General features: G+C 72.6%; 19 protein-coding genes and 2 pseudogenes. 10 read left to right on the top strand and 11 right to left on the bottom strand.

All coding sequences use genetic code 11. From position 1 onward, the window contains the following. Positions 1 to 40 precede the first annotated feature (40 nt). The 6 genes from OG223_RS33935 to OG223_RS33910 form a co-directional block, all read right to left on the bottom strand. Positions 41 to 2,752: a SpoIIE family protein phosphatase gene (locus OG223_RS33935; protein ID WP_329256745.1), complete on the bottom strand. Its 2,712-nt coding sequence runs from the start codon at positions 2,750 to 2,752 to the stop codon at positions 41 to 43. 262 nt (positions 2,753 to 3,014) lie between these two features. Continuing rightward, positions 3,015 to 3,422 carry an ATP-binding protein gene (locus tag OG223_RS33930; RefSeq protein WP_443073857.1) on the bottom strand — a complete coding sequence of 136 codons (408 nt, stop codon included), beginning with the start codon at positions 3,420 to 3,422 and terminating at the stop codon, positions 3,015 to 3,017. Between the two features lie 154 nt (positions 3,423 to 3,576). Further along, the gene (locus OG223_RS33925) at positions 3,577 to 3,987 is read right to left on the bottom strand and encodes a (deoxy)nucleoside triphosphate pyrophosphohydrolase (RefSeq protein WP_329256738.1); all 411 of its coding nucleotides are present in this window, start codon (positions 3,985 to 3,987) and stop codon (positions 3,577 to 3,579) included. Positions 3,988 to 4,018: 31 nt separating this feature from the next. Beyond that, positions 4,019 to 4,210 carry an SPOR domain-containing protein gene (locus OG223_RS33920; protein ID WP_200688142.1) on the bottom strand — a complete coding sequence of 64 codons (192 nt, stop codon included), beginning with the start codon at positions 4,208 to 4,210 and terminating at the stop codon, positions 4,019 to 4,021. Positions 4,211 to 4,515: 305 nt separating this feature from the next. Further along, positions 4,516 to 5,268 (bottom strand): GntR family transcriptional regulator, encoded by a 753-nt coding sequence (locus OG223_RS33915; RefSeq protein ID WP_329256734.1) that lies wholly within the window; start codon positions 5,266 to 5,268, stop codon positions 4,516 to 4,518. 147 nt (positions 5,269 to 5,415) lie between these two features. Further along, the gene (locus OG223_RS33910) at positions 5,416 to 6,783 is read right to left on the bottom strand and encodes a DUF4190 domain-containing protein (RefSeq protein WP_329256730.1); all 1,368 of its coding nucleotides are present in this window, start codon (positions 6,781 to 6,783) and stop codon (positions 5,416 to 5,418) included. A gap of 114 nt (positions 6,784 to 6,897) precedes the next feature. On the opposite strand from OG223_RS33910, the gene OG223_RS33905 reads away from it, so the two are divergent. The 3 genes from OG223_RS33905 to OG223_RS33895 all read left to right on the top strand — a co-directional run bounded on the left by OG223_RS33905 (position 6,898) and on the right by OG223_RS33895 (position 12,084). After that, positions 6,898 to 8,088: a serpin family protein gene (locus OG223_RS33905; protein ID WP_329265618.1), complete on the top strand. Its 1,191-nt coding sequence runs from the start codon at positions 6,898 to 6,900 to the stop codon at positions 8,086 to 8,088. Between the two features lie 110 nt (positions 8,089 to 8,198). Beyond that, on the top strand, positions 8,199 to 9,392 hold the full coding sequence (locus OG223_RS33900) for a serpin family protein (RefSeq protein ID WP_329256727.1): 1,194 nt from the start codon (positions 8,199 to 8,201) through the stop codon (positions 9,390 to 9,392). 76 nt (positions 9,393 to 9,468) lie between these two features. Next, positions 9,469 to 12,084: a discoidin domain-containing protein gene (locus OG223_RS33895; protein ID WP_329256723.1), complete on the top strand. Its 2,616-nt coding sequence runs from the start codon at positions 9,469 to 9,471 to the stop codon at positions 12,082 to 12,084. Between the two features lie 28 nt (positions 12,085 to 12,112). On the opposite strand, the gene OG223_RS33890 is transcribed toward OG223_RS33895, so the two are convergent. Next, a complete protein-coding gene (locus tag OG223_RS33890; protein WP_329256719.1) occupies positions 12,113 to 14,353 on the bottom strand; it encodes a DEAD/DEAH box helicase in 2,241 nt (746 codons plus the stop codon). A gap of 110 nt (positions 14,354 to 14,463) precedes the next feature. Beyond that, positions 14,464 to 15,294 (bottom strand): oxidoreductase, encoded by an 831-nt coding sequence (locus OG223_RS33885; protein WP_329256716.1) that lies wholly within the window; start codon positions 15,292 to 15,294, stop codon positions 14,464 to 14,466. Between the two features lie 90 nt (positions 15,295 to 15,384). Here OG223_RS33885 and OG223_RS33880 point away from each other — a divergent pair, with 90 nt between their 5' ends. Together OG223_RS33880 and OG223_RS33875 are read left to right on the top strand one after the other, a co-directional pair. Further along, positions 15,385 to 16,296, top strand: coding sequence for a LysR family transcriptional regulator (locus OG223_RS33880; RefSeq protein ID WP_329256713.1), 912 nt, complete (start codon positions 15,385 to 15,387; stop codon positions 16,294 to 16,296). Between the two features lie 729 nt (positions 16,297 to 17,025). Beyond that, complete coding sequence (locus tag OG223_RS33875) at positions 17,026 to 17,964, top strand: hypothetical protein (RefSeq protein WP_329256710.1); 939 nt, start codon at positions 17,026 to 17,028, stop codon at positions 17,962 to 17,964. On the opposite strand, the gene OG223_RS33870 is transcribed toward OG223_RS33875, so the two are convergent. Further along, positions 17,949 to 19,652: a sigma-70 family RNA polymerase sigma factor gene (locus OG223_RS33870; RefSeq protein ID WP_329256707.1), complete on the bottom strand. Its 1,704-nt coding sequence runs from the start codon at positions 19,650 to 19,652 to the stop codon at positions 17,949 to 17,951. The genes OG223_RS33875 and OG223_RS33870 overlap by 16 nt on opposite strands. Before the next feature lie 208 nt (positions 19,653 to 19,860). Between OG223_RS33870 and OG223_RS33865 the strand changes: the two genes are divergently transcribed. The 3 genes from OG223_RS33865 to OG223_RS33855 all read left to right on the top strand — a co-directional run bounded on the left by OG223_RS33865 (position 19,861) and on the right by OG223_RS33855 (position 22,430). Next, positions 19,861 to 20,277, top strand: coding sequence for an SsgA family sporulation/cell division regulator (locus OG223_RS33865; protein ID WP_329256704.1), 417 nt, complete (start codon positions 19,861 to 19,863; stop codon positions 20,275 to 20,277). A 64-nt stretch (positions 20,278 to 20,341) separates the two neighbouring features. Next, positions 20,342 to 21,769: an NAD(P)/FAD-dependent oxidoreductase gene (locus tag OG223_RS33860; protein WP_329256701.1), complete on the top strand. Its 1,428-nt coding sequence runs from the start codon at positions 20,342 to 20,344 to the stop codon at positions 21,767 to 21,769. A gap of 40 nt (positions 21,770 to 21,809) precedes the next feature. Then, the gene (locus OG223_RS33855) at positions 21,810 to 22,430 is read left to right on the top strand and encodes a hypothetical protein (protein ID WP_329256698.1); all 621 of its coding nucleotides are present in this window, start codon (positions 21,810 to 21,812) and stop codon (positions 22,428 to 22,430) included. On the opposite strand, the pseudogene OG223_RS33850 reads toward OG223_RS33855, so the two are convergent. Next, positions 22,408 to 22,949, bottom strand: a pseudogene (locus tag OG223_RS33850) (hypothetical protein); the annotation flags it as partial. The gene OG223_RS33855 and the pseudogene OG223_RS33850 overlap by 23 nt on opposite strands. Before the next feature lie 118 nt (positions 22,950 to 23,067). Between OG223_RS33850 and OG223_RS33845 the strand changes: the two are divergent. Together OG223_RS33845 and OG223_RS33840 are read left to right on the top strand one after the other, a co-directional pair. Further along, a complete protein-coding gene (locus OG223_RS33845) occupies positions 23,068 to 23,730 on the top strand; it encodes a response regulator transcription factor (RefSeq protein WP_329256695.1) in 663 nt (220 codons plus the stop codon). Positions 23,731 to 23,793: 63 nt separating this feature from the next. Continuing rightward, positions 23,794 to 24,588: pseudogene (locus tag OG223_RS33840) on the top strand (hypothetical protein); the annotation flags it as partial. On the opposite strand, the gene OG223_RS33835 reads toward OG223_RS33840, so the two are convergent. After that, positions 24,584 to 25,375 (bottom strand): COG4705 family protein, encoded by a 792-nt coding sequence (locus tag OG223_RS33835; protein ID WP_329256692.1) that lies wholly within the window; start codon positions 25,373 to 25,375, stop codon positions 24,584 to 24,586. The pseudogene OG223_RS33840 and the gene OG223_RS33835 overlap by 5 nt on opposite strands. Positions 25,376 to 25,479 lie beyond the last annotated feature (104 nt).

Raw genomic sequence — 25,479 nt, 5'->3', positions numbered from 1 at the left:
CCGCGGTCGCCGTCGGTCGGGAGCCGTCGGTCAGGAGCCGTCAGAACAGGCTGAGCAGGGCCTCCGCCGGGTCGACCATCCCGTTCTCCCCGTCGGGCAACGGGAGTTCGAACCACACCGTCTTGCCGCGAGGTGTCCGGCGGGAGCCCCAGGACGCCGACAGGAGGCCGACCAACTGCAGGCCCCGGCCGCCCTCGTCCGTGTCGCGGGCGCGGCGGCGGCGCGGCTGGACCAGGCCCGCGTCCCACACCTCGCACACCAAGGTGCGGTCCAGCAGCAGCCGCAGCCTGATCTCGCCCTCGCCGTACCGCAGCGCGTTCGTCACCAGTTCGCTGACCAGCAACTCCGTGGTGTCGATGAGGGGTTCGAGGTCCCAGGACTGGAGTCGGGTGCGGGCGTACTCGCGGGCGCGGCCCACGCTGCGTGGTTCGCGCGGCAGCGTCCAGTCGCCGACCGAGTCCTCGGGCAGGCCCTGGACGCGCGCCATGAGCAGCGCGATGTCGTCCTCGCCGTGGTGGGTGTCGAGGGTGCTGAGGACGTGATCGCAGACGTCCTCCAGGTCGCGGTGGGTCTCGGCGTTGAGTGCGGCGGCCGAGGGGTGCTCTCCGGACGACAGCGGACGGGTCGGGTCGGTCAGCGCGCCGACGAAGGCCTGGAGGCCCTCGTCGAGGGGGTGGTCGCGGGACTCGACCAGTCCGTCCGTGTAGAGCGCCAGCAGCGCGCCTTCGGGCAGTTCGACCTCCACCTCCTCGAAGGGCTCGCCGCCGACGCCGAGCGGCATGCCCGGCGGGACGTCCAGCATCAGCGCCGCCTCGCCCGGTTCCACCAGGACCGGCGGGAGATGGCCCGCGTTGGCGAAGGTGCAGCGCCTGGTCACCGAGTCGTAGACCGCGTAGATGCAGGTCGCCAGGTACACCTCGGCGAGGTCGGCCTCGCGGGGGCGGCGGGCGGCCCGGGTGGCCTGCTGGACTCCGCCCGGTGTGCCGAGGCCGCGGGCGATCTCGTCCAACGCGGAGAGGACTTCGGCCGGTTCGAGGTCGAGGAGGGCCAAGGTGCGCACCGCTGTGCGGAGTTCGCCCATGGCCACCGCCGCGCGTAGACCGCGTCCCATCACGTCTCCGACCACCAACGCCGTGCGGTGGCCGGGGAGTTCGATGACGTCGAACCAGTCGCCGCCGACCTCGGTCGCCGCGTTCCCGGGCAGGTAGCGGCACGCGATGTCGAGGCCGGAGGCCTCCGGGTCGCCGGGCGGGAGAAGGGACCGCTGCAGTATCAACGCCCGTTCGTGCTCACGCCGGTACAGCCGCGCGTTGTCGATACAGACGGCGGCCCGCGCCGCCAGCTCCACCGCGAGATCCCGGTCCCGGTCGCCGAACGGCTCGCTGCCCTTCGTACGGGCGAACTGCACGAGTCCTACGACGGTGTCGTGGGCGACCATCGGCACGGCCAGCGTGGACTGGACCGGGCCGCCCTCCTCGGCGGGGACGTACTGCGGGCGGGCGGTGCGCAGGGCGTCCGCGCAGGGCGAGTTGAAGGGGTAGTGGTGGACCGCGTTCACGGCCACCGGGGCGCCGCCGCCGACGAAGGGGGCGTCGGAGACCGCGCTGGCGAAGGCCACCCGGCGGAGCTCCGCGCTGCCGTCGGCGCGGCCCGGCGGGGTCTCGTCGCCGGCCAGGAGGCCCTGGTAGAGGTCGACGGTCGCCAGGTCGCAGAAGCCGGGGACGACGACGTCGAGGAGTTCGCGGGCCGTGGTCTCCAGGTCGAGGGAGTTCCCGATCCGGGCGCCGGCCTCGTTCAGAAGGGCGAGATTGCGCCGCGCGGAGGCGGCCTCGCGGGCGGCGGCGCGGCGGGCGGTGACGTCGGTGCCGAGCCAGGCGATGCCGATGGGACGGCCGCTGCCACTGTGCACGCGGTAGAGGTTGATGGACCAGTGCCGGCGTTCTTCGGAACCGGGCACGAGACCGGTGACCTGCATGTCCGTGATGGAGTTGCCGGTCTCCAGGACCCGGCGCAGGGTCGCGGTGACCCGCTCGGCCTCGGGGCTCTGCAGATAGTCGCGGACGCCCCGGCCTCGGTGGTCGTCGGGGGTGCCGCCGAAGGTGTTGGCGATCTGCTGGTTGGCGCGCCGGACCCGCAGGTCGGGGTCGATCAGCAGGAAACCGAACGGAGATTGACCGAATATCGACTGCGAGGCGGCGAGATCGGTCTCGATGCGGCGCAGGATGCGGACGTCGACGACGATGCAGACGGCGGCCCGCTCGCCCTCCTCGGTCCGGGTCGGCATCACATAGACCTCGGCGAGACCCTCCTTGGCGGGCTCGCCCTCGGCGGTCTCCGGCACCCGGAAGGGGACCACTCCGGTCCACTCTCGGCCGTCCAGGATCTCGGCCATCTTCCGCTGGCCGCGCTCGTGCAGTTCGGGGTCGACGAACGCCTCGATGGGGTCCATGCCCACCGCGCGGTCGGTGGGGATGCCGAAGAGCTGCTCGGCCCGCAGGCTCCACTGGTCGACGAGGCCGTCGGGGCCTATGGAGAAGGAGGCGACCTTGATGTAGTCGTAGATCGAGCCGGGTGGGCTGCTCTGCCACATGGCGTCGCCGACGGACAACGCGTCGCCCTCGGAGCTGCCGTCGCCCATGCCGCCGGCGACCCGCAAGGCGTCGGCGGGCACGTCGGCGGAGCCCGCGGCCTCAGCCTTCGCGCGGTCCGACGGGTCCTCGGACTCCGTGGCCTTCGCTGGTATCTCGCTCACGCGAACCGTCCCCTCCAGCTCACCGCGTCCGGCACCGGTCACCGGGGGCGGCTGCCCGCAGTATCCAGCACTACGGCGCCGCACAACACGGTGTTCACGATCACAGGACAATCCCGATGCATTTCGGACCTGCCTGCGACAACACTCCCAGTCTTCTAACCAGCGGACACGCAGTCGAACCACACCGATCGACAACCGTCACAGGCCTGGACCACTCCGTGGACACGATTGTCCGGTCCGTACAGCTTCCGGCCTCCTCCGCTCACCCCGGTACGGCCAGCTCGAACCACACCGTCTTGCCGGTCGTCCCGGGCCGGGTGCCCCAGCGGACGCAGGCGCCGGCGACCAGTTGGAGACCCCGGCCGCTCTCGTCCTCGGGGCGGGCGACCCGCTCACGGGGCGGGTCGGGCAGCGGGTCGGAGACCTCGACCAGCAGCACGCCCCGCGGGCCGACGGGGCGGACCAGGCGGAGGCCGATGGGCCCGGTGGCGTGCCGCAGCGCGTTGGTCACCAGCTCGCTGACCAGCAGCGCCGCGATGTCGGCGAGGGCGTCGAGGTCCCAGTCGCGCAACTGGCCGCGGACGGCGGAGCGCGCGGTGCGGACGGCTCCGGGGTCCGCGGGAAAGGTCCACTCGGCGCAGTCGCCTTCGGTGTCGATCAAGCCGATCACATCCCGGGCCAGCCAGCTCACCCATGTCCGATTTCATGGGGTTAATGGGCACATACCCGATATTCCAGGCCCGGTACCGCCTCGAAGGGCGCACTGTGGCACGAACGGCGTACGCCAGATTCGGCGCGCGCCGCACACTCGCCCTACGACGAGTTCAGCGCGCCCCCGCGTCGAGCAGCGCGAGTGTCTCCCGTACGGCGGGCACGTCCTGGTCGAGCCAGTCGACGGTCCAGATGTCGGCGGGGGCGAGCCAGCGCAGGTCGTCGTGGTCCTGGAGGGGCTCGGGCGCCGCCGAGCCGGGGAGCAGCCGGGCCGTCCAGACCTGGAGGACGTACGGCGGCTTCAGCGGCCACTGTCCCGGGACGCGCTCGACGGTCTCGGCGTCGACACCGAGCTCCTCGCGCAACTCGCGCACCAGCGCGGTGTCGGGGCGCTCGCCGGGCTCGACCTTGCCGCCGGGGAGTTCCCAGCGTCCGGCCAGTTCGGGGGGTGCGCTGCGGCGCGCGGCGAGCAGGCGGCCGCCGTCGAACAGGGCGGCCCCGACCACCACGATCCGTGTCGTCATGCGCCGGAGCCTACGGCGTGCGGGGGCACGGTCAGTTGCGGGTGGCGTCCTCGCTCTGCCCGATCCGCTCGACCCAGTAGAGCTGCTTGTGTCCGCGGTCGTCGAGGCTGTCCGCGATCTTCTGGGCCTCGGCGCGGGTCGCGTACCTGCCCACGCGATAGCGATTGCCGTTGTCGTCCTGCCGTATCACGAGCCAGGGCAGGGTGATCGTGTTGTCGTTCATCGCGCCCCTCCGCTTCCCGCTCGCGGTTCGTGCCGTGCCCCACCCCATAAGGAAACCGCAATCCGCATATGCCGGAGCGTACGCCTAACCTTCACGCAGCGAATACGGGTTTTCACAAAGAGGTACGCAACCAGCCAAGACGGAGGGGGCGCACGATGACGAACGCGCCGTTGGCGCACCTCGATGCATCCGGTGAGAGGCACGCTACAGGTGCCGTGAACGGCCTGCGAGAAAGACCGGAATCCAACTGCGGGCGGGGCAGGGCGGATTGAAGGGTTCCGGCGACAAATGCCTTAAGGGGGGCGCTACTTCACCGGCAGGTGGTAGGCGATCCGGTAGCGGTCGGCCGGGACGACCACGTCGGCCGTCTCCACCGGGCGGCCCGAGGCGTAGTACGTGCGCTGGATGACGAGGACCACATGCCCGGGGACTCCCCCGAGCGCGAGCAGCTCCTCGGCGAGGCCGGGGCGGGCGCCGACCTCCTCGGTGACGTTGTCCACGACGACGTCGATGGCGCGCATCCGCTCGACGACGCCCATGCCGCCGAGCGGGCCCTCCTCGGGCAGCATCACGGGCGTACGGCCGGTCACCGCGAGGGGCTCCCAGGACGTGGAGAGCATCATCGTCTCGCCCGCGTCCCGGAACACGTACTTCGTGCACATCACGCGCTCGCCGGGCTTGAGAGCGAGCCGCTCGGCGATGGCGCCGGCGGCCTCGGCCTGCTCGCTGCTGGACTCCCAGGTGCCGCGCGCCTCCCCCTCGGCCTGCTCCTGCCGGAACGGGGTCGCGCCGGCCGGCGGCCGGAACCCGGAGCGGGAGACGCGCCGCGGCACGGGACGCTCGCGCACATACGTCCCCGACCCGGAACGGCCCTCGACCAGCCCCTCGGCCATCAGCACCTTGCGCGCCTCGAGGGCGACCGTGTCGGACACCCCGTACTCCTCGCGGATCCTGGCCTGCGAGGGGAGCCGGGTGTGCGGGGGCAGCCGACCGTCGACGATCTTCTTGCGGAGATCACCCGCGACGCGCAGATACGCCGGCTGCTCACCGAAAGTCACTGGCCGCTCCCATCAGGTTGTACAGACAGCAACAGCCTGGCAACCGTGGGTTGTGCCACGCAAGCAAAGGCCAGAGAATCACTCGATGTGATGACTTATCCCCGGCGTGGGCTTTACCCAGGCACTTTCTCCCCGCTATAGGAGCCCTCACACCTCCAGGCCGGTGTCACCTCCCCCGCTGTCCCCGCCGCCACCGTTCTCGTCGTACGACGGAGGGGTCGTGGCGAGCCCCAGAGCCTTGCGGGCGGTGACCGACTTCTGAGGGTCGATCAGGTCGGCGCCCTTGTCGTAGTGCGCGTAGAACTCGTCGGCGTCCGAGGCCTCGGACGCCTTCGCCCACTCCTTCTGCGCGGCCCGCAGGTCCTTGACCAGGGCCGCGACCGGCTTCTCGGAGGCGGCGGGCCACTGGTGGCCGTCCAGCAGGTCGGCCTGCCGGGTCAGCGCGGTGGAGACCCGGCCCGCCCAGGCCTTGTGCCCCGGCAGGTCGTCCTCGACGTACTCCGCGTCGGGCGCCGAGTCCAGCGCGGTGTTGAGGACGTGGGCCGCCTTCAGATACGCGACCTGGTCGGAGTCGAGGGTCGTGGCGTCGTTGCGCAGCGAACCGCCGGGCAGGCTCGCCTCCTCGTCCGTGTTGCCGAACACGCAGGTGATCTCGCGGTCGCCCTGGCTCCAACTGTCCGAGGTCGGGGTGACGTAGTAGATGTCCACGTCGGCGGGTACGGCCCAGCCGTCCATGGCATAGGCGTCCTGGAGCGCGTAGCACTTGTCGTCGGCGGTGGCGGTGACCTTCTTGTCCCCGGGGTACGAGCCGCCGGTCATCCGCACGACGGCGAACACCTCGCCGTCGTGCTCGCCGGAGCAGGGCACCACGTCGAAGTCGTACGTCCTGCCCTCCAGCGAACCGCTGGGCGCGTCGAAGCACTCGCCCTTCACCGGGGAGGCGCTGGAGTTGGTCGGCGCGCTGTCCTTGACGTCGTCCCAGAAGCCGGTCGCCGCGCCGGTCACCCCGAGCACCCCCACCACGAGACCGAACGCCGACAGCACCATGCCGGCCGCCGCCATGCTCCGGCCGCGCTCGCCCCGCTTCTTGATCTGGTTCAGCGCGATCAGCCCGAGGACCAGTCCGACACCCGGGACGCAGCACAGGATGCCGAGCACGAGGGCGGCGACGGACATGCCGTTGAGGGGCGCGGGGTTGTTGTACGGGGTGTAGCCCTGGGACCAGGTCTGGTAGGGCTGGGGCCCGTAGGGGCTCGGGGGACCCGGAGGGGTGTGCGGACCCTGGGGGTACGGGACGTAGGGGGTCTGCGGCGGTGTGCCGTACGGGGGTTGGGGCTGCGCGCCGTAGGGGGCCGGGGTCTGCGCGGGCGGGGCGTACGGGTCCTGCTGCGGCGGGGCGTACGGGTTGTACGGGGTGGGAGCCGGGCCCGGAGCCGGAGTCGGAGGCTGGTCCTGGGGGCTCTCGGGGCCCTGGGTGGGCGGCCCTTGGGGCTCCGGGGGCGGGGGTATGGACACGGGTACCGTGCTCCTGGTTCGGGCGGGGATCTCCGCGAGGAGAGCTGGAGATCTGCAGATGCGGAACTGACGTACGACTTGGCGCATGGTAAGCGCGAGATGAGTGAGGGTGGAATGCGGGTTGCTCAGGCAACCGTGCAGGCGGTGAACGCGCTGACCTCGCGGTGGGCGGGGGCGGTCGACGGGGGCACGGTGTTCTCGGCGGCCGGGGTGTGGCCGTTGCTGGCGCTGCTGGCGGACGGGGCCGGGGGTGCCGCGCGGGCGGAGCTGGCGGACGCGCTGGGGATGCCGGCGGGTCGATCGGCCGCCGCGGCAAGGGAGTTGCTGGGCGGGCTCGCGGCGATGCGGGGCGTGGACTCGGCGCTCGGATTGTGGACGAGGCGGACGCTGGAACTGCGGGAGGCGTGGGCGGCGGGGCTGCCGGCCGAGGCGCACGGGGTGCTCACGGGTGACCTCGGGGCCGACCGCGCGGCTCTGGACGCGTGGGCCGCGAAGCGGACCGGCGGGCTCGTCGAGCGGATGCCGGTCGGGCTGACGGACGGCACGGAACTGGTGCTGGCGAGCGCACTGGCGCTGCGCACCGAGTGGCTGCGGCCTTTCGACGAGGTGCCGTTGGAGAGCGCGTACTGGAGCGACCGGGTCCCGCTCGGCCTGCGCCGCGAGACGGTGCTGCTTGACCGGATCGGCGTGGCGGACACACCGGACGGCCATGTCACCCGGCTGAAGGTCCTGGGCAAGGCGGCGATCGACGTCCATCTCCTCCTCGGGGAGGAGCGGATGACGTCCGGGCAGGTGCTGAGCGCGGGCGTCGGAATGCTGGACCGGCGTCATCCCGTAGTACCCGGGGACCGGCTCCCCTACGGCGACCCCGGACCCGGCCTGCACGTGGCGAAGGAACGCTGTATGCGCCCGGAGCCGCCGACGCTGGACGTGACGACGGTGGCGTACGACATGACCGCCCACCATGATCTCCTGCGCCGGCACCGTCAGTTCGGCCTCACGACGGCCCGGGACGCCGCACGGGGTCACTTCCCCGGTATCAGCGCTTCCCCGCTGGCGATCGGGTCGGCCGAGCAGTCCACGGTGGCGAGGTTCACCGCACGCGGCTTCCGCGCGGCGGCGGTGACGGCCCTCAGCGCCCTCGCCTCCGGTGTGCCCGACCTCCGCTACGTGACCACCACCGTCACCGCCCGCTTCGACCGCCCCTTCGCCTTCCTCGCCCTGCACCGCCACACCCGACTGGTGCTGGCGGCGGGCTGGGTCACGGAACCGGAGCTGTACCCCGAGGACGACGACCGGGGCTGATCACCGGGGGCGCGGCGGGCGACGATAGCCTTCCCGTACATGATCACGCGGTTGCGCGATCTTGAGCTACGGCACGGGCGGGGGCGGAATTGGGAGCGGTTCAGGGGGCGTTGGCCGAGGACACAGCCATCGGCGGGGCCGTCGACGCGGTCAACCGACTGACGGCGCGTTGGGCCGACGCGGCCACCGGTGGCACCGTGTTCTCGGCCGCCGGGGTGTGGCCGCTGCTCGCGTTCCTCGCCGACGGGGCCTCGGGGGCCGCGCGGGCGGAACTCGCGGACGCGGTGGGCATGCCCGCCGAGCAAGCGCGCGCCACCGCACGGGAGTTGCTGGCCGTGATGAGGGCGATGCCCGGACTGAACTCCGCGCTGGGGCTGTGGACCCGGCAGGAACTGGCCGTACGGGAGGAGTGGCTGGCGGGGCTGCCGACGGGGACGCACGAGGTGCTCGGCGAGGATCTCCCGGGCTCCCGGCGGGCGTTGGACGCGTGGGCCGCCGAGTGGACGGGCGGGCTGATCGAGCGGATGCCGGTCGCGTTGGACCAGGACGTGGTGATGGTCCTGGCGAGTGCGCTCGCGCTGCGCACCGAATGGCCGCGTCCCTTCAGCGAGTTGGTGCTCAGGCCGGACGCCGGTCCTTGGCGGGGACGGGAGTTGACCGGCCTGCGCCGCACCGGCGTCCGCCTCGACCGGGCCGGCGTGGCGAGCGGCCCGCACGGTCATGTCACCGAGCTGAAAGTCCCCGGCGACAACGGAATCGACGTCCATCTGCTGCTCGGCGAGCAGCGCATGACGCCAGGACAGGTGCTGGGCACGGGAGTTGACGTCCTGGCCCGCCGCCTTCCCGTCGTACCGAGCGGTCAACTCCCCTACGGTGACGTGGGACCCGGCCTGCGCGTCGAGCAACAGCGGTGCGCCACACCGCGACCGCCGGAACTGGTCGTCACGACGGTGGCGTACGACATGCGGGCGCGGCACGATCTCCTCGACCTGCACGGGCTGTTCGGGCTCACGACGGCGATGGACACCAGGGACGGCCACTTTTCCGGCATCAGCCCGTCCCCGCTGGCCGTCGGCCAGGCCGAACAGTCAGCGGTGGCCCAGTTCGGCGCACTCGGTTTCCGTGCGGGCGCGGTGACCGCGATCGCCCCGGTCGCCGGCGGCGCCCTCCCCGACCTCCGCCACACGGCCACCGTCGTCACAGCCCGCTTCGACCGCCCGTTCGGCTTCCTGGCCGTGCACCGGGAGTCGCGGCTCGTCCTGACGGCGGGCTGGGTCACCGATCCGACGCCGTACCGGAGGTAGCACGCGCTCCGCCCGTACGTGGTAATCCTCCGCGCGCTTCCCGCCCCCGCCCCGCGGGGCACCCCATCGTCGAACGGTGACCAAGCCGACCCGTCTGCTGCTCCCCGTCCTCGCCGCCGCCCTGCTCCTCCCCCTCCCCCTGCACCGGGCGTCCGCCGCGCCCCGCCCCCTCGACGACTGCGGCGCGCGCGACTGGGCGCCCTCGGCCACCCGGATCGACCCGGCCGACACGTACCACCCGTACGTCGGCAACGGCTATCTCGGCACCCGCGTCCCGCCCGCCGGCGCGGGCTACGCGGCCTCCGGCGAGAAGACCGGCTGGCCGCTCTACACCCCGCGCTACGACGGCGCGTTCGTCTCCGGCCTCTACGCCAGGGGCCCCGCGAACACGGCCGGCCGCGAGGCCCTCGCCGCGCTCCCGAACTGGACCGGCCTCGACGTCACGGCGGGCACCGAGACCTACGGCGGCACCAGCACCGGCCGGGTCACGCACTACCACCAGACCCTCGACCTCCGCTGCGGCTACGTCCGTACGTCCCTCACCTGGACCACGGCCGACGGCCGCCGCACCGACCTCGTCTACGACGTCCTCGCCGCCCGCGACGCCCCGCACACCGGCGCCGTACGCCTGCGCGTGACCCCGCACTGGGACGGCGAACTCACCCTCACCGACCGCCTCGACGGCCGCGGCGCCCGCCGTGTCACGCGGACCGACGGCGGCCGGGTCGGCGACCGCACGATCGGCGTGGCGTTCCGCACGGACGGGACGGGTGTCGACGGTGCCGTGGCCTCCGCACTGGATGTCCCCGGGGGCTCCCAACACACCTACGAACAGGGCGAGTTGAGCGCCGACCAGGCGTCCGTCCTGCCCGTCCGCTCCGGTCGCACCTACACCGCCACCAAGTACGTCGGCGTCGACACCACCCTCACCTCCCGCGATCCCCGTTCCGCCGCCCAGGACGCCGCCGACCGGGCCGCGCGGCGCGGTTGGGACGCGCTGCTCGCCTCGCACACCGCCGCGTGGCGGGCGCTGTGGTCGGCCGACATCGAGGTGCCGGGCCACCCGGACCTCCAACTCTGGGCCCGTTCCGCCCAGTACGGGCTGCTGTCCGCGCTGCGCCCCGGCGCCCGGAACAGCATCGCGCCCGCCGGTCTGACCAGCGACAACTACGCCGGGATGGTGTTCTGGGACGCCGAGTCCTGGATGTTCCCCTCGCTGCTGGCCACCCGTCCCGAGCTCGCCCGCCCGGTCCTCGACTACCGCTTCCGCACCCGCACGGCCGCCGCCGAGAACGCCGCGAAGACCTCGGTGAAGGGCCTGTTCTTCCCGTGGACGAGCGCGAGCCACGGCAGGCTGTGGGCCGAGTGCCAGAGCTGGCAGCCACCGCACTGCCTCACCCAGAACCACCTCCAGGGCGACATCGCGCTGGCCGCCTGGCAGTACTACCTCGCCACCGGCGACCGCGCCTGGCTCCGCACCGAGGGCCGGCCGCTCCTCAACGGCCTTGCCCGGTACTGGACTTCGAGAGCGACGAAGAACGCCGACGGCTCCTACTCCGTCAAGGAGGTCGCCGGACCCGACGAGTACAGCAACGGTGTCAACGACGCCGTCTACACCAACGCCGTCGCCGGCACCGCCCTGCGCGCGGCCGCCGACGCCGCCCGCACCCTGGGCAGCACCGCCCCCGCCGACTGGCTCACCGTCGCGAACCACCTGCGCATCCCCTACGACCCGAAGCGCAAGATCTTCCTCCAGTACGACGGCTACAACGGCTCCCAGATCAAGCAGGCCGACACCGTGCTGCTGATCTACCCGCTGGAGTGGCCCATGCCGGCCGGTGCCGGGGCCGCCACCCTCGACTACTACGCGCAGCGCACCGACCCGGACGGCCCCGCCATGACCGACGCCGTCCACGCGATCGACGCGGCGGCGATCGGCGAGCCGGGCTGCGCCGCGTACACCTATCTGCGGCGGGCCTACCAGCCCTTCGCGCGCGGTCCGTTCGCCCTGTTCTCCGAGTCGCGCGGCGACAAGGCGGGCGCGTCCGACCCCCTCGCGGGCTCCCCCGCCCAGGACTTCCTCACCGGCAAGGGCGGCTTCCTCCAGGTCTTCACCCACGGCCTCACCGGCCTGCGGCTGCGCCCCGACGCCCTCCACCTGGACCCGAGCCTGCCGCCCCAACTCGCGGACGGCGTACGCCTGTCGGGGCTCCGCTGGCGCGGTCGTACGTACGACGTCGCGATCGGCGCGAGGACGACGACCGTACGGCTGCGGTCCGGGGCGCCGTTCACGCTGGACACCCCTGAGGGCCGCCGCACCCTCTCCGGCACGGTCACCCTCAGGACCCGGCGCCCTGACATCACCCCCACCGCCGACCTGGCCCGCTGCCGGCCCGCGACGGCGACCTCCTCGGAGTCCGGCCGCTACCCGGAGGCGGCGGTCGACGGCAGCCCCGCGACCACCTGGGCCCCGGCCGGCGACCGCGCCGCCCTCACCGTCGACCTGGGCCGTGCGGTGCGCGTCGGGACGGTACGGCCCACCTGGACCAAGCAGCCGGGGTCCTACACGGTCGAGGTCTCGGCGGACGGGCACACGTGGCACGCACCGGACGGGACACCCGCCCGGTACGTCCGGGTCACCGTGCGAAGCGGCTCGGGTACCGCTCTCGCCGAACTAGACGTGCGCTCGTGACGGCGGCCGAACACCCCTGGGGACAGGGTCAGTTGACCTCCGCCGCCAGTCGCCGCTGCTCCTCCTCCACGATGCGGCGGGCCAGCGTCGCGTCGGATATGTCGATCGCGTCCGGGGTGGCGTCCGCCAGGGCGCTGCGCCGGGCGAACCTGTCGAAGAGGCGGTCCTTGTTCTTCAGGATGGTCAGGAGCCGGTCGTCCACGCTGTCGGCGGCGAGCATGCGGTGCACCTGGACCGTGCGTATCTGGCCCATGCGGTGGACGCGGGCCACGGCCTGGTGCTCCACCGTCGGCTTGACCTGGGGCTCGCAGAGGACGACCAGGGAGGCGGCCTGGAGGTTGAGGCCGATCCCGCCCGCCTCGATCTGCGAGAGCAGTACGGCGTGGCCGGGGGCCTGGGTGAAGTCGTCGACCAGTTGCTGTCGGCGGGCCGCCGGAACGCTTCCGGAGATGGGCCCGAAGACTCGCTTCGCGCGCTTCTCAGGCTTCTCCAGGGGCCGTTCGAGCGCCTGCTCCACCGCCGCGAGGACGTCCCTGAAGTACGAGAAGACCACCACCTTCACGCCGTTGTCCGCGGCCTCGGCGACCAGCTCCCGCAGGCGCTGGAGTTTCGCGGACTTCTCGGCGTCGGCGTAGGCGGCCCGGCGCATCGCCATGAAGTTGCCGTCGCCGACCGCGCGGTCGTAGGCCTCGCGGTCGGCGACGCCGAGCTCCACCCACTCGTCGACCTGGACCAGGGCGGGCAGTTCGGTGAGCACGTCCTCCTGGTTGCGGCGGAGATAGGCCGGGGCGACGGACTGGCGGAAGGCCTGCGGTCCGGCCGCCGCGGTGCCGTTGCGTACGGTCGGCAGCAGGTCGGGGCGGAGGTGGCGGACGAGGGTGCGGAACTCGTCGACGTGGTTCTCCATCGGGGTGCCGGTCAGGAACAGGACGCGGTCGCAGCGCTCGGTCCACAGGGCGACCGACTTCGTGCGGCGGGTGTCCGGGTTCTTCACGTAGTGGGCCTCGTCCACGACGAGCATGGCCGGGGTGGGGCCGGTCGGCGCGTCCCCCTTGGTCTTCCGGCGCTTCGCCGACCGCTCGACCGGCGTGGGGAGGGTGTGCAGCGTGTCGAAGGTGGTGATCGCGACTCCGCCGCGCTCGCTCCACTCCCCGTAGGCGTCCTGCCGGTCAGGGCCGTGCACGCGCAGTACGCGCAGGGTGCTGCGGGCGCCGATCTCCCGGGTCCAGTTGATCAGCACGCTGGCCGGGCAGACCACCAGGAAGTGGCTGTGTCCCTCGGCCGCGAGATGGGCGAGTGCGGCGATGGCCTGCACGGTCTTGCCGAGTCCCATCTCGTCCCCGAGGACGACCCGCCGCTGGGCCAGGGCGAAACGGGCACCGAACGACTGGTACCCCCGCAGCGAGACCCGGCGGTGCGTGTCGTCCAGCGGCTGGGCGTGCACGCGCTCGGCCAGCTCGGCCGGCAGGAAGCCCTCGCTCGCCGCGAGGTCCGGCTGCTGCCCGTCGACCTCGGCGAGCTGGCTGTAGTACTCCGCGGACCGCAGCTCGAAGTCGACCCACGCCTCGATGTCGGAGACCGGCGGCCGCAGCAGGTCGGTGGAGGCCTGCGCGATCAGCAGCCGTACGTCCCTGGCAGCCGCGTCGGCGACCAGCTCATGGAGTTCGGCGACTGCGGCGAGCGCGGCCTCCCGCCGGCGGCGGCCGGCGAGCGCCAGCAACAGCCTGCTGCTGGCGGGCCGGGCCACCGGCAGCAGCGCGCCGAGCCGCTCGTCGAGCCGGGTCGCGGCGTCCAGGGCGCGGCGCAGCTCGGGGCCCGCCTCGACGAGCCGTTGCAACGCGATGACCAGTGCGGTGGTGCGAGGCTCGGGGTGGTCGACGTCGATCCGCACGGAGACGGTCTCCCCGACGGCCCGCGCGATCTGCCGGGCCGCCGCGAGGGCGCGGTCGGCGGTCTGCTGTCCCACCCCGGGCAGTTGCCGCAGTTCGTACCGGCTCGCCTCGTGCACCGCGCGCACGGAGGTCAGTCCCGCCGCCTCCACGGCGCCGAGCCGCAGCCGCCCCTCGGTGACGTCCTTCAGGCGGGCGACCGGGATGAACTCCAGCTCCTGGGCGACGAGTTCGGCCCGCAGTGGCTCCAGCGCGGAGCGGACGGCGTCGAGGGCGCGGGTGTGGTCGGCACGCAGGGCGCGCGCCATGTCGTACCACCGCGTGCCCTCCGCGCACAGCTCCCTGACCTTGCCGCCCGCCCGCGGAACCTCGCCCTCCATGTCACCCCCCGCTGTCCGTTGCCGCCCGGTCGTCTCCCAGTGCGTCCATCGTGGCACGCGCCTCTGACAACCGGGACGGACGCGGGCGGGCCGGGGTTCCCGGCCCGCCGTCAGGCGTCGAAGCCCGTCGCCCGGGTCCGCTTCTCCCAGGCCGCGATGTCGCCGCGCACCTCGTCGAGATGGCCGAGGACGGCGTCCACGGCGTCGTCGCCCAGCGGCAGGTGCAGCGGGGTCTCCTCGGCGTCGAGGGCGGCGAGGACGAGGGCCGCCGCCTTCGCGGGGTCGCCGGCCTGGGTGCCGTCGCCGCCGGAGACGAAACCACGGGTCTCGGTCACCTTGGCGTACACACCGCTGTCGGCGCTGACCCCGGCCCGGCTCGTGTCGAAGAGGGAGGTCCGGAAGGCGCCCGGCTCGACGATCAGCACCTTGACGCCGTACTCGGCGACCTCGTCCGCGAGCCCCTCGGACAGTCCCTCCAGGGCGAACTTCGTTCCGCTGTACGCCGAGAAGCCCGCGAAGGACATCTGCCCGCCCATGCTGCTCATCTGGACGACCGCCCCGGACCGCCGCTCGCGCATGGACGGCAGCACCGCGCGCGTGAGGGCCGCCGGCCCGAAGACATGCAGGTCGAAGAGGTCCCGCAGCTCCTGCTCGGTGGTCTCCTCGAAGGCCCCGACGTGCGTACGGCCCGCGTTGTTGACCAGGACGTCGATCCGCCCGTGCCGCGCCACCACGTCCCGTACGGCCGCCTCCCCCGCCGCCGTGTCGGTGACGTCCAGGCGCAGCGCCTCCATCTGGTCGGGGTGGGCGGCCACCAGGTCGTCCAGCCCCTCGGTCCGCCGCGCCGCGCCCACGACCACGTCACCGGCGGCGAGCGCGGCCTCGACGATCGCCCGCCCGAACCCGCTGCTCGCGCCGGTCACCAGCCACACCTTGTTCATGACGTCTCCCCTTGGAATCCCGTGGTGCCCATCTGCGGACCAGCCTGCTCCCGCCCCCGACGACCCGTCCAAGACCTAAGCTCATAACCGATGGCTATGACGACGGACGTCCATGTGCGGGACCTGCGCTACTTCGTCGCGGTCGCCGAGGAGCTGCACTTCACGCGCGCGGCCGAGCGGTTGTACGTGTCGCAGCCCGCGCTGAGCAAGCAGATCCGGGCGCTGGAGCGGCAGTTGGGCACCGAACTGTTCCGCCGCGACCGGCAGGGCGTCGCGCTCACCGCGGCCGGTGCGGCCCTCCTGCCGTACGCGGAGCGGGTGTTGGCGGTCTGGGCGGAGGGCGCGTCCGCGCTGGCGGAGGTCGGTGCGGCCGAGCGCGGCACCCTGGTGGTCGGCATGAGCACCAGCCCGGGCCGGGGCGGCCTGCTGCCCGCGATCCGCTCCCGCTTCACGGCCGCGCGCCCGGAGGCGGTCGTACGGCTGCGGCAGGTGAGCTGGGACGATCCGACGGCCGGTCTCGCGGACGGGGACACGGACGTCGCCTTCGTCTGGCTGCCGCTGCCCGACCCGGAGCGCTACGGCTGGACGGTGGTCGCCGAGGAACCCCGCCTGGTCGCGCTCCCGGAGTCCCATCCGCTGGCCGCCCGCACCGAGGTCGACTTCGCGGACCTCGTCGACGAGCCGTTCCTCGCCCTGCCGTCCAGCGCGGGCCCCCTGCGGGACTACTGGCTCGCCCTCGACGAACGTGGCGGCCGGGCACCGCGCGTCGGTGCGGAGATCGCGGGCACGGAGGAGACGTACGAGGCGCTGGCCGCCGGTCTCGGCATCTGCCTGGTGGCCACGGGCAACGCCCACCTGATCACCCTCGGCGGTGTCATCACCCGCCCGGTGCACGGCGTTTCGCCGAGCCGTTACGCCCTGGCGTGGCGGCGGGAGGACGGCGGAAGGCCGCTGGTGAGGGCGTACGCGGAGGCTTGCCGGGGGGTCATGAGTGGCGGGTGAGGCGCGTGGCTACCATGAGTCGGCTTTGGGGAGTCGGGGTCTTTGTCCGGGCCTCTGACGGGGTCTTTAGGGGGTAGTCATGAGCGCAGCACGTGTCGGACGTACAAGACGCATACCGTTCGCTTTCGTCGGCGTGGCCATGCTCGCGCCGCTGTTCGTACCCGCCGCCACCGCGCAGGCGGCGTCGGGATCGTTGACCGTGACCACGCTGGGGCGGCACGGCGCCAAGGTGGCGACGACGGTGACCGTCGTCGCCGTCCCGTCCGGTGAGACCCGTACCGTCGCGTCGGGCAAGCGGCTCAGTCTGCCGGCGGGCCGGTACCTCGCGATGACCGACATCTACGAGAGCGCCACGGACGGTCTGGGCACCGACACCATCGGCGCGCAGGTCGTGTCGGTGTCGGGGGCCAAGTCCGTGACGCTGGACGCCCGTAAGGGCAAGGCCGTGAAGGTGTCGCTGGACACGCCGGCCGATGTGGCCGGACCGGCCCGGATCAGCGCACAGGTGTGTGCCGCCAACATGGACATGCCCTCGGCGTACAGCGCGGGCGGCTGGAACGACGCGGGGTCCCTCTACGCGATCCCCAACTCCTCCAAGCTGCTCCAGTTCGCGTACATGGCGCAGTGGTCGGGCAACGACAGCTACGTCGCGGTCAAGAAGACGACCGGTATCCCGGCCGCGCCCGGCGGTTCGTTCCAGCGGTCGAAGCTGGCGACGCTCGCTTCTCGGTGCGCGCCGGGACGCAGATCGGCACCCAGAACGACACCGCCCTCCAGGCCGCGCCCAAGGTCGACGACTGCACGACCGACCTGTACGCCAACGTCACCGACGACAGCGCGCCGTTCAGCACCACGGTCCATGTGACACCCGGGACCTGGCAGCCGCGCGACGACGTGATCGCGAACAACGGCGATGTCGTCAGCGGTGGTTTCCCGGCGACCAGGACGCTGAAGGCGGGGCAGAGCTTCACCCAGTCGTTCGGGCGGGCGGTGTGGAGCCCGATGCACTACCTGCCCTTCGTCTGGCAGAAGTCCGTGAACTTCATCCCGGACGCGCTGATCGGCGACCCCGACGTGGGTGTCTGGGGCGCCGATCCGACGAAGGAGACGGTGGTCCTGTCCAAGGGGAGCACCACCGTCAAGAAGCAGACCCTGACCAACTGGGGTTCCTCCGACGCCTCGTTCGCCGCCCGCATCCGCTCGGCCGGCACCTACCGGCTGACCGTGGACGCCCACCGCTACCGTCCGGGCATCACCTTCCCGTCCGGCATGCTGTCGTCGCGCGTCACCCTCGACTGGCGGTTCAAGGCCGACCCGGCCAAGTCGGTGGTCGCGCCCGTCTTCATGACCCGCTTCCTGCCCGCCGGCCTCGACAGCCGCAACCGGGCGAAGGCGAACAGCACCACGTCGGTCACCGTCGGCGCGGGCCGCGGATCCCAGGGCCCCGACGTCAAGTTCACCAAGTCGACGGTCAAGTCCCTGAAGGTCTGGGCGTCTTCGGACGGCGGCACGACCTGGAAGGCCGTCTCCGTCACCCGCTCCGGGTCCGCCTGGAAGGCCGCCGTGCACAACCCGGCCTCCGGCGCGGTCGCCCTGCGCTCCCAGGTGACCGACTCGGCCGGCGGCACCTCGGTCGAGACGGTCTACCGCGCCTACGCGATCGGCTGATCCCCCTCGACCGCCGGCTCGCCCGCCCGGCCACAGGGCGGGGTCTCAACAGGCGTGGGATCGGCGGGGGTCGGGGCTTCGGTGGACGGCTCGGGCGACGGTACGGACGGGGTCGTGGGCTCCGGGGTCGTGGGCTCGGGAGTGGTCGGCTCGGGAGTGGTGGGTTCCGGGGTCGTCGGCTCCGGAGTCTCCTTCACGGGGTCGCCAGGAGCCGGGTTCGCGGGGGTCGACTCCGTCGGGGTCGGCTCACTGGGAGTCGGCTCGGCGGGAGTCGATTCCGTGGGAGTCGGTTCCGTCGGAGTCGGTTCCGGATAGGTCGGCTCCGTGGGTGTCGGCTCCGGCTCCGTGACCACCGGCGGTGTCGGAGTCGGCTCCGGCGTCACTTTCACCGGCGGAACAGGAACCGGTTCGGTGGTCACCGGCGGGTCGGGTATCGGCTCCGTGGTCACCGGCGGGTCGGGTATCGGCTCCGTGGTCACCGGCGGGGCAGGTATCGGCTCCGTGGTCACCGGCGGTGTCTCGACAGGGGCCGTAGGAACGGGTGTTCCGCCGCCACCGACCGGTGTGGCGGTCGGCCCGCCGCCCGTGACGCCAAGTGCGGCCGGGGACACGGCACTTGTCCCGCCGTCCGGCGCGGGGGTCGTGGAACCGTCACCGTCGGCCGGTGTCTTCGAGGGCTTGCTCGTCCGTGGCTGGGACGCCACCGGGGCCTGGGAGACCGGGACTTCGGCGACCGGGCCCTTCGCGACCGGGACCTCCGTGGCGTCGCCGCCGCCGAGGACGACGAGCACCGCGACGGCGCCCGCCACGGCCGCGCCGACCGCGGCGGCCACCTGCGTCTTGGAGGCGCCGACCGCCGCATGCCGTACGCCGTGCAGCAACCCGCCGCCATGGCCGCCGGCCGCCGCGGTGGCCGCGCCCGCGGACCCCGCGCCGAACGCCAGCAGGAACTTGCCCGCGCCGCCGAGCACGAACACCAGCAGGGCCGGTGCCACGAGCGCGGGCAGCCGGTCGTTGGCGCGCATCAGGGCCGCGAGGCGGGCCCGGCAGTCGTCGCACGCGTCGACGTGGCCGAGGAGCCGTTCGGACTGTCGCTCGGTGGCGCCGCCGCGCACGTACGCGGGCATACGGGCCCAGTGGACCTGGCACGCGGGATCGTCCGGGGCGCCGGTCTGGGCGCGCAGGAACGCCTGCCGCATGCCTTCGCGCGCGCGGTGCAGCAGGACGGCCGTCGCGCCCTGCTTGGTGCCGAGCTGGGGGCCGATCGCCGCCAGCGGCAGACCCTCCGCCTCGGCCAGCCACAACGCCTTCACCCACCGCTCGGGCAACTGCTCAAGAACCCGCACCAGCAGGTCTGTCGAGGACACCTGCTCGGCCGGGTCGCCGCCATGGACCTCGGCGTGCGCCTGCTGCGCGCCGACCCGCTCGCCGACCTGCGGATCGAGCGGGGTCTCGCGTGCGGCGCTCCCCGCGGCGGTCGCGAGGTGCTTCACGGTGGTCATGAGGTACGCCGGTACGTTGTCGATCTCGTGCCCGGCGGACAGCCTGCGCCACACCCTGAAGTGCGCCTCGGCGACGAGGTCTTCGGCGACCCAGGCGTTCCGGGTGAGCGAGCGGGCGTAGGCGACGAGGCGCGGCTGCTGCTCCTCGTAGATCCGGGCGTACTCGGCGGTGGGACCGTCGTTCATGGCAGCAACGCTCCAGTTGCCAGGCGGGGCGGGGAAGGGTTTGTACCCTAGATGGCAAAACTTTCAATTAAAGTTGCAGTCGTTCCATAAGGTGACACACGTCACATGAAGTGGTGTGCGCAACGGCGTAATCAAAGGCCCCTCCGGGTGATCAAGGAGGGTGTGTCGGCACAACGGCCGCCGCCCCGCCCTGAATCGGAGACCGCCCATGAGCCCCGTCACCCTGGAACAGCCCACCGGCGCCCGCCTGCTCGCCGACGACGACCAGGAGTTGGCCGTGACGGTCACGCTGCGCTACTCCTCCGGTGACCCCTTCGCCGTACAACTCCTGTTCCCCGCCTGGATATCGCTCGACGGCAAGAAGGTGACGTGGACCTTCGCCCGGGCGCTGCTGGAGGAGGGCCTCGACACCCCCGCAGGGATGGGCAACGTGCACATCAGGCCGTACGGCCCCGCCCACACGGCCGTCGAGTTCCACTCGGCGGAGGGCATCGCGATGATCCGCTTCGACACGGTCGCGCTGCACCACTTCCTGCGCCGCACGTACCGGGTGACCGAACCGGGCCGGGAGGCCCTGGGGCCGTCGCTGGACCGGGGGCTCGCGTCGCTGCTCGACGGTGCGTGACGGGCGGGGGGCGACGGTCAACTTCCCCGCCTGCTCGGAAAGTTGGGATTGTTATCTTCACCTCATGACGGAATCACCGCACCGGATGTCCACCCGCGCCGTCGTCGTCGGAGGCAGCCTCGCCGGCATGCTCGCCGCTGCCGCCGTCCGGGACCACGTGGACAGCGTCGAGATCATCGAGGCGCACGACCTGCCCGAGGGGCCCGAGGCACGCCCCGGTGTTCCCCAAGCGGCGCATTTCCACGTCCTGTTGTCCGGTGGGGCGAACGCGATCGAGGAGCTGCTGCCGGGCACGGTCAAGGAGTTGCTGGCCGCCGGCGCCCACCGGGTGCCCATGACGACGAACATGCTGATCTGCTCGCCCGAGGGCTGGTACCGGCGCTGGCAGCGGGACAGCCACTATCTGATCACCGCGAGCCGCGACCTCACGGACTCCGTCGTCCGCGGGCAGGTGCTGAAGGACCCGCGCGTCAGGGTGCGCCCGCACACCAAGGTCACAGCCCTGCTGGGGAGTTCGCGCCGCGTCACCGGCGTACGGCTGCGCGCGGCGGACGGCACCGAGAGCGACCTGACCGCGGATCTCGTCGTCGACGCCTCCGGGAAGGCGGCGCGCACTCCGCAGTGGCTGGCCGAGTTGGGCGTCTCCGGCCTGGCCCAGGACCGCATCGACTCCGGTATCGCGTACGCCAGCCGCGTCTACCGCGCCCCTGTCCCCACCCGCAACTGGCCCGTGATCAGCGTCCAGGCCGACCCGCGGACGGGCGAACCCGGCCGGACCGGCGGCATCGTCCCGATCGAGGACGGCCGCTGGCACGTCAGCCTGATCGGCACCCCGGGTGCCCAACCCACCCGCGAGGCGGCCGAGTTCGAGCCGTACGCCCGCACGCTCCGCCACCCCGTCATCGCCGACCTCCTGGCCCACGCCGAGCCGCTCACCGACGTCGCCGTCACCCACAGCACGGTCAACCGCCGCTACTACTACGAACGGCTCACGTCCTGGCCGGAGGGCCTGGTGGCGCTGGGCGACTCGGTGGCCGCGTTCAACCCGGTGTACGGCCACGGCATGTCGGTGGCGGCCCTGGGCGCCGTGGCACTGCGCACCCAACTGTCCTCCCTGGGCCTCACCAACGGCCTGTCCCGCAAGGCGCAACGGGCCGTCGCGGGCCCTGTCGAACTCGCCTGGAGTCTCGCCGTGGGCCAGGACATCCACTACGCGACGACAGAGGGCAAGAGCGCGAACACCGCCGACCGCCTCCTCCAGCGCTACGTCAGCCGCCTCTCCCACACCGCCACGGGCTCGTACCACGTGGCCACCGCGATGACGGACGTCCTGACCCTCCAGTCCCCCGGCACGGCCCTGCTCCGGCCGGGTGTCCTCGCGGCGGCGCTCATGGGACCGCCGCGGCCGCAGCTCGACGGGCCGACGTTCACGGGTGAGGAGCGGCGGTTGCTGGCCGAGGCGGAGATCCGGCTGCCCGGGGTCACCGGGTAGTGGGGGCCGGATTGTCGGTGGCGGCTGCTTTCATGACGTCATGAGCACCGTGCACGAGGTCGCCGCCCTCCTCCCCGACCCCGCCGAACTCCACGTCCATCTTCAGGCGTTGGCCTTCCTGGACGCCTTGATCGGCGGCGATCCGCTGTCCTGCGAGTACGTCTTCGACCTGGACTGGGGCCCTGGCGTGGACGCGGCCTTGATGGACAACGGCTCCGGGGACGAGTTCTCCGTCTCCTTCTCCCCGGCCGGCGTGCTCGTACGCGGCTTCGACCACGAGTCGGAGATGAGCCCGTACGGCACGGACGACGGGGAGGTCTGGCCCGGTGTCGTCGACGAAGTACCCGCCGTACTGCTCCCGTTGCTGCACGACCCCGCCTTCCACGACGAGGACATCGGCGGCGTTCCGGTCACCGTCTGCCTGTGGCGCGAGACCGGCGACACCGCCTGGCGCACCGGCTCGGCCATCGACTTCCCGGCCGGACGCACGGACCCGGACGGCGCCGCCCACCTCTTCCGCCTCCTCACCGACCGCTCCCCGGAGTTCATCCAGGCCTACTTCGAGGACTACTACGCGTGCCGCGCCCCCCTCGACGCCGTCCGCCTCGTCCTCGCCGGGCACCCCCTGACTCCGGCGATCATGACGGCCTTCGGTCGATGACGTCCCTGCGGGTCGCCCCGAGGTACACCACCGGTCCGAGGACGACCGCCAGGAACAGCACGCTCGTGACGACGGTGCCGAAGCCGAGGCCGCCGTCGCCGGTCGGCCGGGAAAGGTAGTCGCCGACGAGGCGCCCGGCGGGCGGGTGAGGACGCAGGCGATCCAGAAGCCGCGCACCGCGTCCAGGCCGAGGGCGAAGTGGGCGACCGCGACCGCCCCGATGGCCAGGGCGAACAGGACGCCGGACAGCCGGTAGCCGAGGTTCATCCGCTCGGAGACCAGGTCGCAGGCGGCGGTGCCCAACGCGAAGGTGAACAGCACGGCGAGCCAGTAGCAGGCCTCGCGGCCGATGGTGTCGACGCTGTGGACGGACAGCGTGCCCTCCCGCCGGTACCGGACCACGAACACGGCCACGAGGGCGACGGCGAACACCGCGGTGCTCGTCTCCAGCGGCACGCCGGTCAGGCCCGGGCCGGCCTTCTCGTTCAGCAGGTCGGCCGCGGTCTCGCCGACCGTCGTGGACACCTGAACACATCCTGACCGCCGTACGGCGCGCTCCCGCACCGGCATCGTCTACAGTTCCGTAGACCGTCTACAGGATTGTAGTCACCGTACGTCGGCGGAGTCAGGGAGGACCATGCGCCGGACCATCCTGGTCGTCGAGGACGATCACGCCCTGCGGGACGTGCTGATGCGCGGGCTGCGGGACGAGGACTACGACACCGTCCCGGCCCCGGACGGCGCGACCGCCCTGCGCCTGGCCACCGCCGACGTCTCCGCCGCCGTACTCGACATCGGACTGCCCGACGCCGACGGGCGGGACGTGTGCCAGGCGATGCGGGCGAACGGATTCCGCTCCCCGGTCATCTTCCTCAGCGCGCATCACCGGCTGCCCGACCGGCTGTCCGGGTTCTCCGCCGGGGGCGACGACTATCTGCCCAAGCCGTTCCACCTCGCCGAACTCGCCGCCCGCCTGCGGGCGGCCCTCAGACGGGCGGCGCCACCGCCCACCGCCACGGCGGGAGACCTGGCCCTGGACGCCGTCCGGCACACGGTCGACGTCCGCGACACCCGGGTCGACCTGACGCCGACCGAGTTCCGCCTCCTGGCCACGCTCATGGCGGCCTCCGGCGGCATCGTCACCCGCCGCGAACTGATCCGCGCGGGCTGGCCCGAAGGCGCCCAGGTCCACGACAACACCCTCGACCAGTACCTGACCCGGCTGCGCCGAAAACTCCGGGAGACGGGCAGCACCCGCACGATCGGCACGGCCCGCGGGGTCGGACACCGGCTGTCGTGAACGGGGTCCGCCGCCGGCCCGGGCCCTCCACGGCCTCCGTCCGGAACCTCCGCCCGGAACCGCCTGGCACCCCGCGCTCTCCGCGGCCGACTCTCCCTCGTCGCGCTGCTGATGCCGGTCCTCACCGGGGCGTTCAACTCCGTTGCCCGGTACCGCCTCCAGCACCAGGCGGACGACGAGCTGCGCACCCGCGCCGCCGCCGTCGCGACGGCCGTCGACACCAGGGGCACGAGGGTGCGGGTCCTGGAGAGTGCGAACGACGCGCCCTCGACACCAACGTCTGGATCTACGCCGGCCGGCATCTGCTGGAACAGCCGCCCGCCGCAGGCCGGTTGACCCACGCGGCCGGCGGTGCGTCACCGCCACGGTCCGGCGTCTCCTACGGCTCTGCACGCAGCCGGTCCCCGGGTCGGGGAGCCGGGCCACCGTCTTCACCGCGCTTGACCTCTCCCCGTACCGGAGTTCGGCCGACACCCTGCTCCTGGGGTCGCTCGCCCTGGACGCCCTCATGCTCGCCTGCACCTACGCCCCGACCCGGCCGGCGGTCGGCCGCGCGCTGCGCCCCGTCCGCACGATGACCGACCAGGCCACTGGTGGCAGGCCCGCCCCCGCGCCGGCACCCTCACCGCACCGGGCACGGCCGAGGTGCTGCCGGTACTGCGCGCGCTGACCGAAGTGCCGTACGCACCAAGGCACTTGACGGTCACGGCGGACGGCCCGCACCTCGTGGCCGGAGTCCCGCCCGCCCCCCTCGGACGCGTCGTCAGCCCGCTCCTCGCCAACGCCTGCCGCTACGCCGTCACCACGGTCACCGTCCGCGCCCACCAGGCATCCGGCGGCGTCCGCGTCGATCTCACGCCAGGGCGTCGTGCCGTACGTCCTTGCGGGAGACGGCGAGGTAGCCGACGAAGCCGAGGATGGCCACCGTCCAGGCGAGCGTGACCGGCCCAAGTCCCCAGTCGAGACCGCCCCGTTGGTGACCGACGGCCATCCAGTCGGCGACGGAGGCGCCGAGCGGGCGGGTGAGGACGTACGCCGCCCAGAACGCGGCCACCGCGTTCAGCCCGCCCCACCGGTGCGCGAGGGCCGGAACCGCGATCGCGGCGCCGTACAGGAAGGCGGAGCCCAGATAGCCCAGGCCGATCGTGGCCGTGAGGTCCCCGCAGGCCGTGCCCAGCGCGAACGTGGCGAGCACGGTGGCCCAGTAGAAGACCTCGCGGCGCCGGGTGTGGATGCTGTGGATCGACAGGGTGCCCTCGCTGCGGTACCAGAGGGCGAAGACGGCGGCCAGCACGGCCAGGAAGAACGGCGTGGAGAGCGCGTACGGCACTCCGAGGCCGACGTGCAGGACGTCGGCGGCCATCGTGCCGAACACGCTGACCATGACGATCGCCGTCCAGTAGATCCAGGCCACGTACCGCCGGACGGCGAACTGCGCGGCCAGGGCGGCCACCAGGGCGATGCCGCCGAGCCCGACGGCGGGGATCGGGCCGAACGCATGGGCCAGGAAGTCGGAGGCGGTCTCCCCCATGCCGGTCGTCAGCACCTTGATGATCCAGAAGTAGACGGTCACCTCCGGCACCTTGCTCGCCGCGTGCCGGATGCGGCGCGAAGGCCGGTCGTGAGTGAGGTGATCCGTCGTCATGGCAGGCACGATGACACGGCGAACGGCGGTTGCCCCAGACCCCTTTGCCAGAGCTTTGGGGCTTCCGGTGCATGAGTTGCCCGAGACCCCTCCGAGCCTGAACA

Source organism: Streptomyces sp. NBC_01478 (assembly GCF_036227225.1).
In the GTDB taxonomy this organism is placed as follows: domain Bacteria; phylum Actinomycetota; class Actinomycetes; order Streptomycetales; family Streptomycetaceae; genus Streptomyces.
The sequence above is the reverse complement of the archived record's forward strand: the minus strand, read 5'-3'. Positions and strand labels throughout refer to the sequence as shown.

Coding starts and splice junctions, on each gene's coding strand:
- OG223_RS33870 (WP_329256707.1), bottom strand. CDS start 19,652: ATGAACGACGGTCCCACCGCCGAGTACGCCCGGATCTACGAGGAGCAG.
- OG223_RS33905 (WP_329265618.1), top strand. CDS start 6,898: ATGCGGGTTGCTCAGGCAACCGTGCAGGCGGTGAACGCGCTGACCTCG.
- OG223_RS33835 (WP_329256692.1), bottom strand. CDS start 25,375: ATGACGACGGATCACCTCACTCACGACCGGCCTTCGCGCCGCATCCGG.
- OG223_RS33860 (WP_329256701.1), top strand. CDS start 20,342: ATGACGGAATCACCGCACCGGATGTCCACCCGCGCCGTCGTCGTCGGA.
- OG223_RS33865 (WP_329256704.1), top strand. CDS start 19,861: ATGAGCCCCGTCACCCTGGAACAGCCCACCGGCGCCCGCCTGCTCGCC.
- OG223_RS33925 (WP_329256738.1), bottom strand. CDS start 3,987: ATGACGACACGGATCGTGGTGGTCGGGGCCGCCCTGTTCGACGGCGGC.
- OG223_RS33855 (WP_329256698.1), top strand. CDS start 21,810: ATGAGCACCGTGCACGAGGTCGCCGCCCTCCTCCCCGACCCCGCCGAA.
- OG223_RS33890 (WP_329256719.1), bottom strand. CDS start 14,353: ATGGAGGGCGAGGTTCCGCGGGCGGGCGGCAAGGTCAGGGAGCTGTGC.
- OG223_RS33880 (WP_329256713.1), top strand. CDS start 15,385: ATGGCTATGACGACGGACGTCCATGTGCGGGACCTGCGCTACTTCGTC.
- OG223_RS33885 (WP_329256716.1), bottom strand. CDS start 15,294: ATGAACAAGGTGTGGCTGGTGACCGGCGCGAGCAGCGGGTTCGGGCGG.
- OG223_RS33920 (WP_200688142.1), bottom strand. CDS start 4,210: ATGAACGACAACACGATCACCCTGCCCTGGCTCGTGATACGGCAGGAC.
- OG223_RS33845 (WP_329256695.1), top strand. CDS start 23,068: ATGCGCCGGACCATCCTGGTCGTCGAGGACGATCACGCCCTGCGGGAC.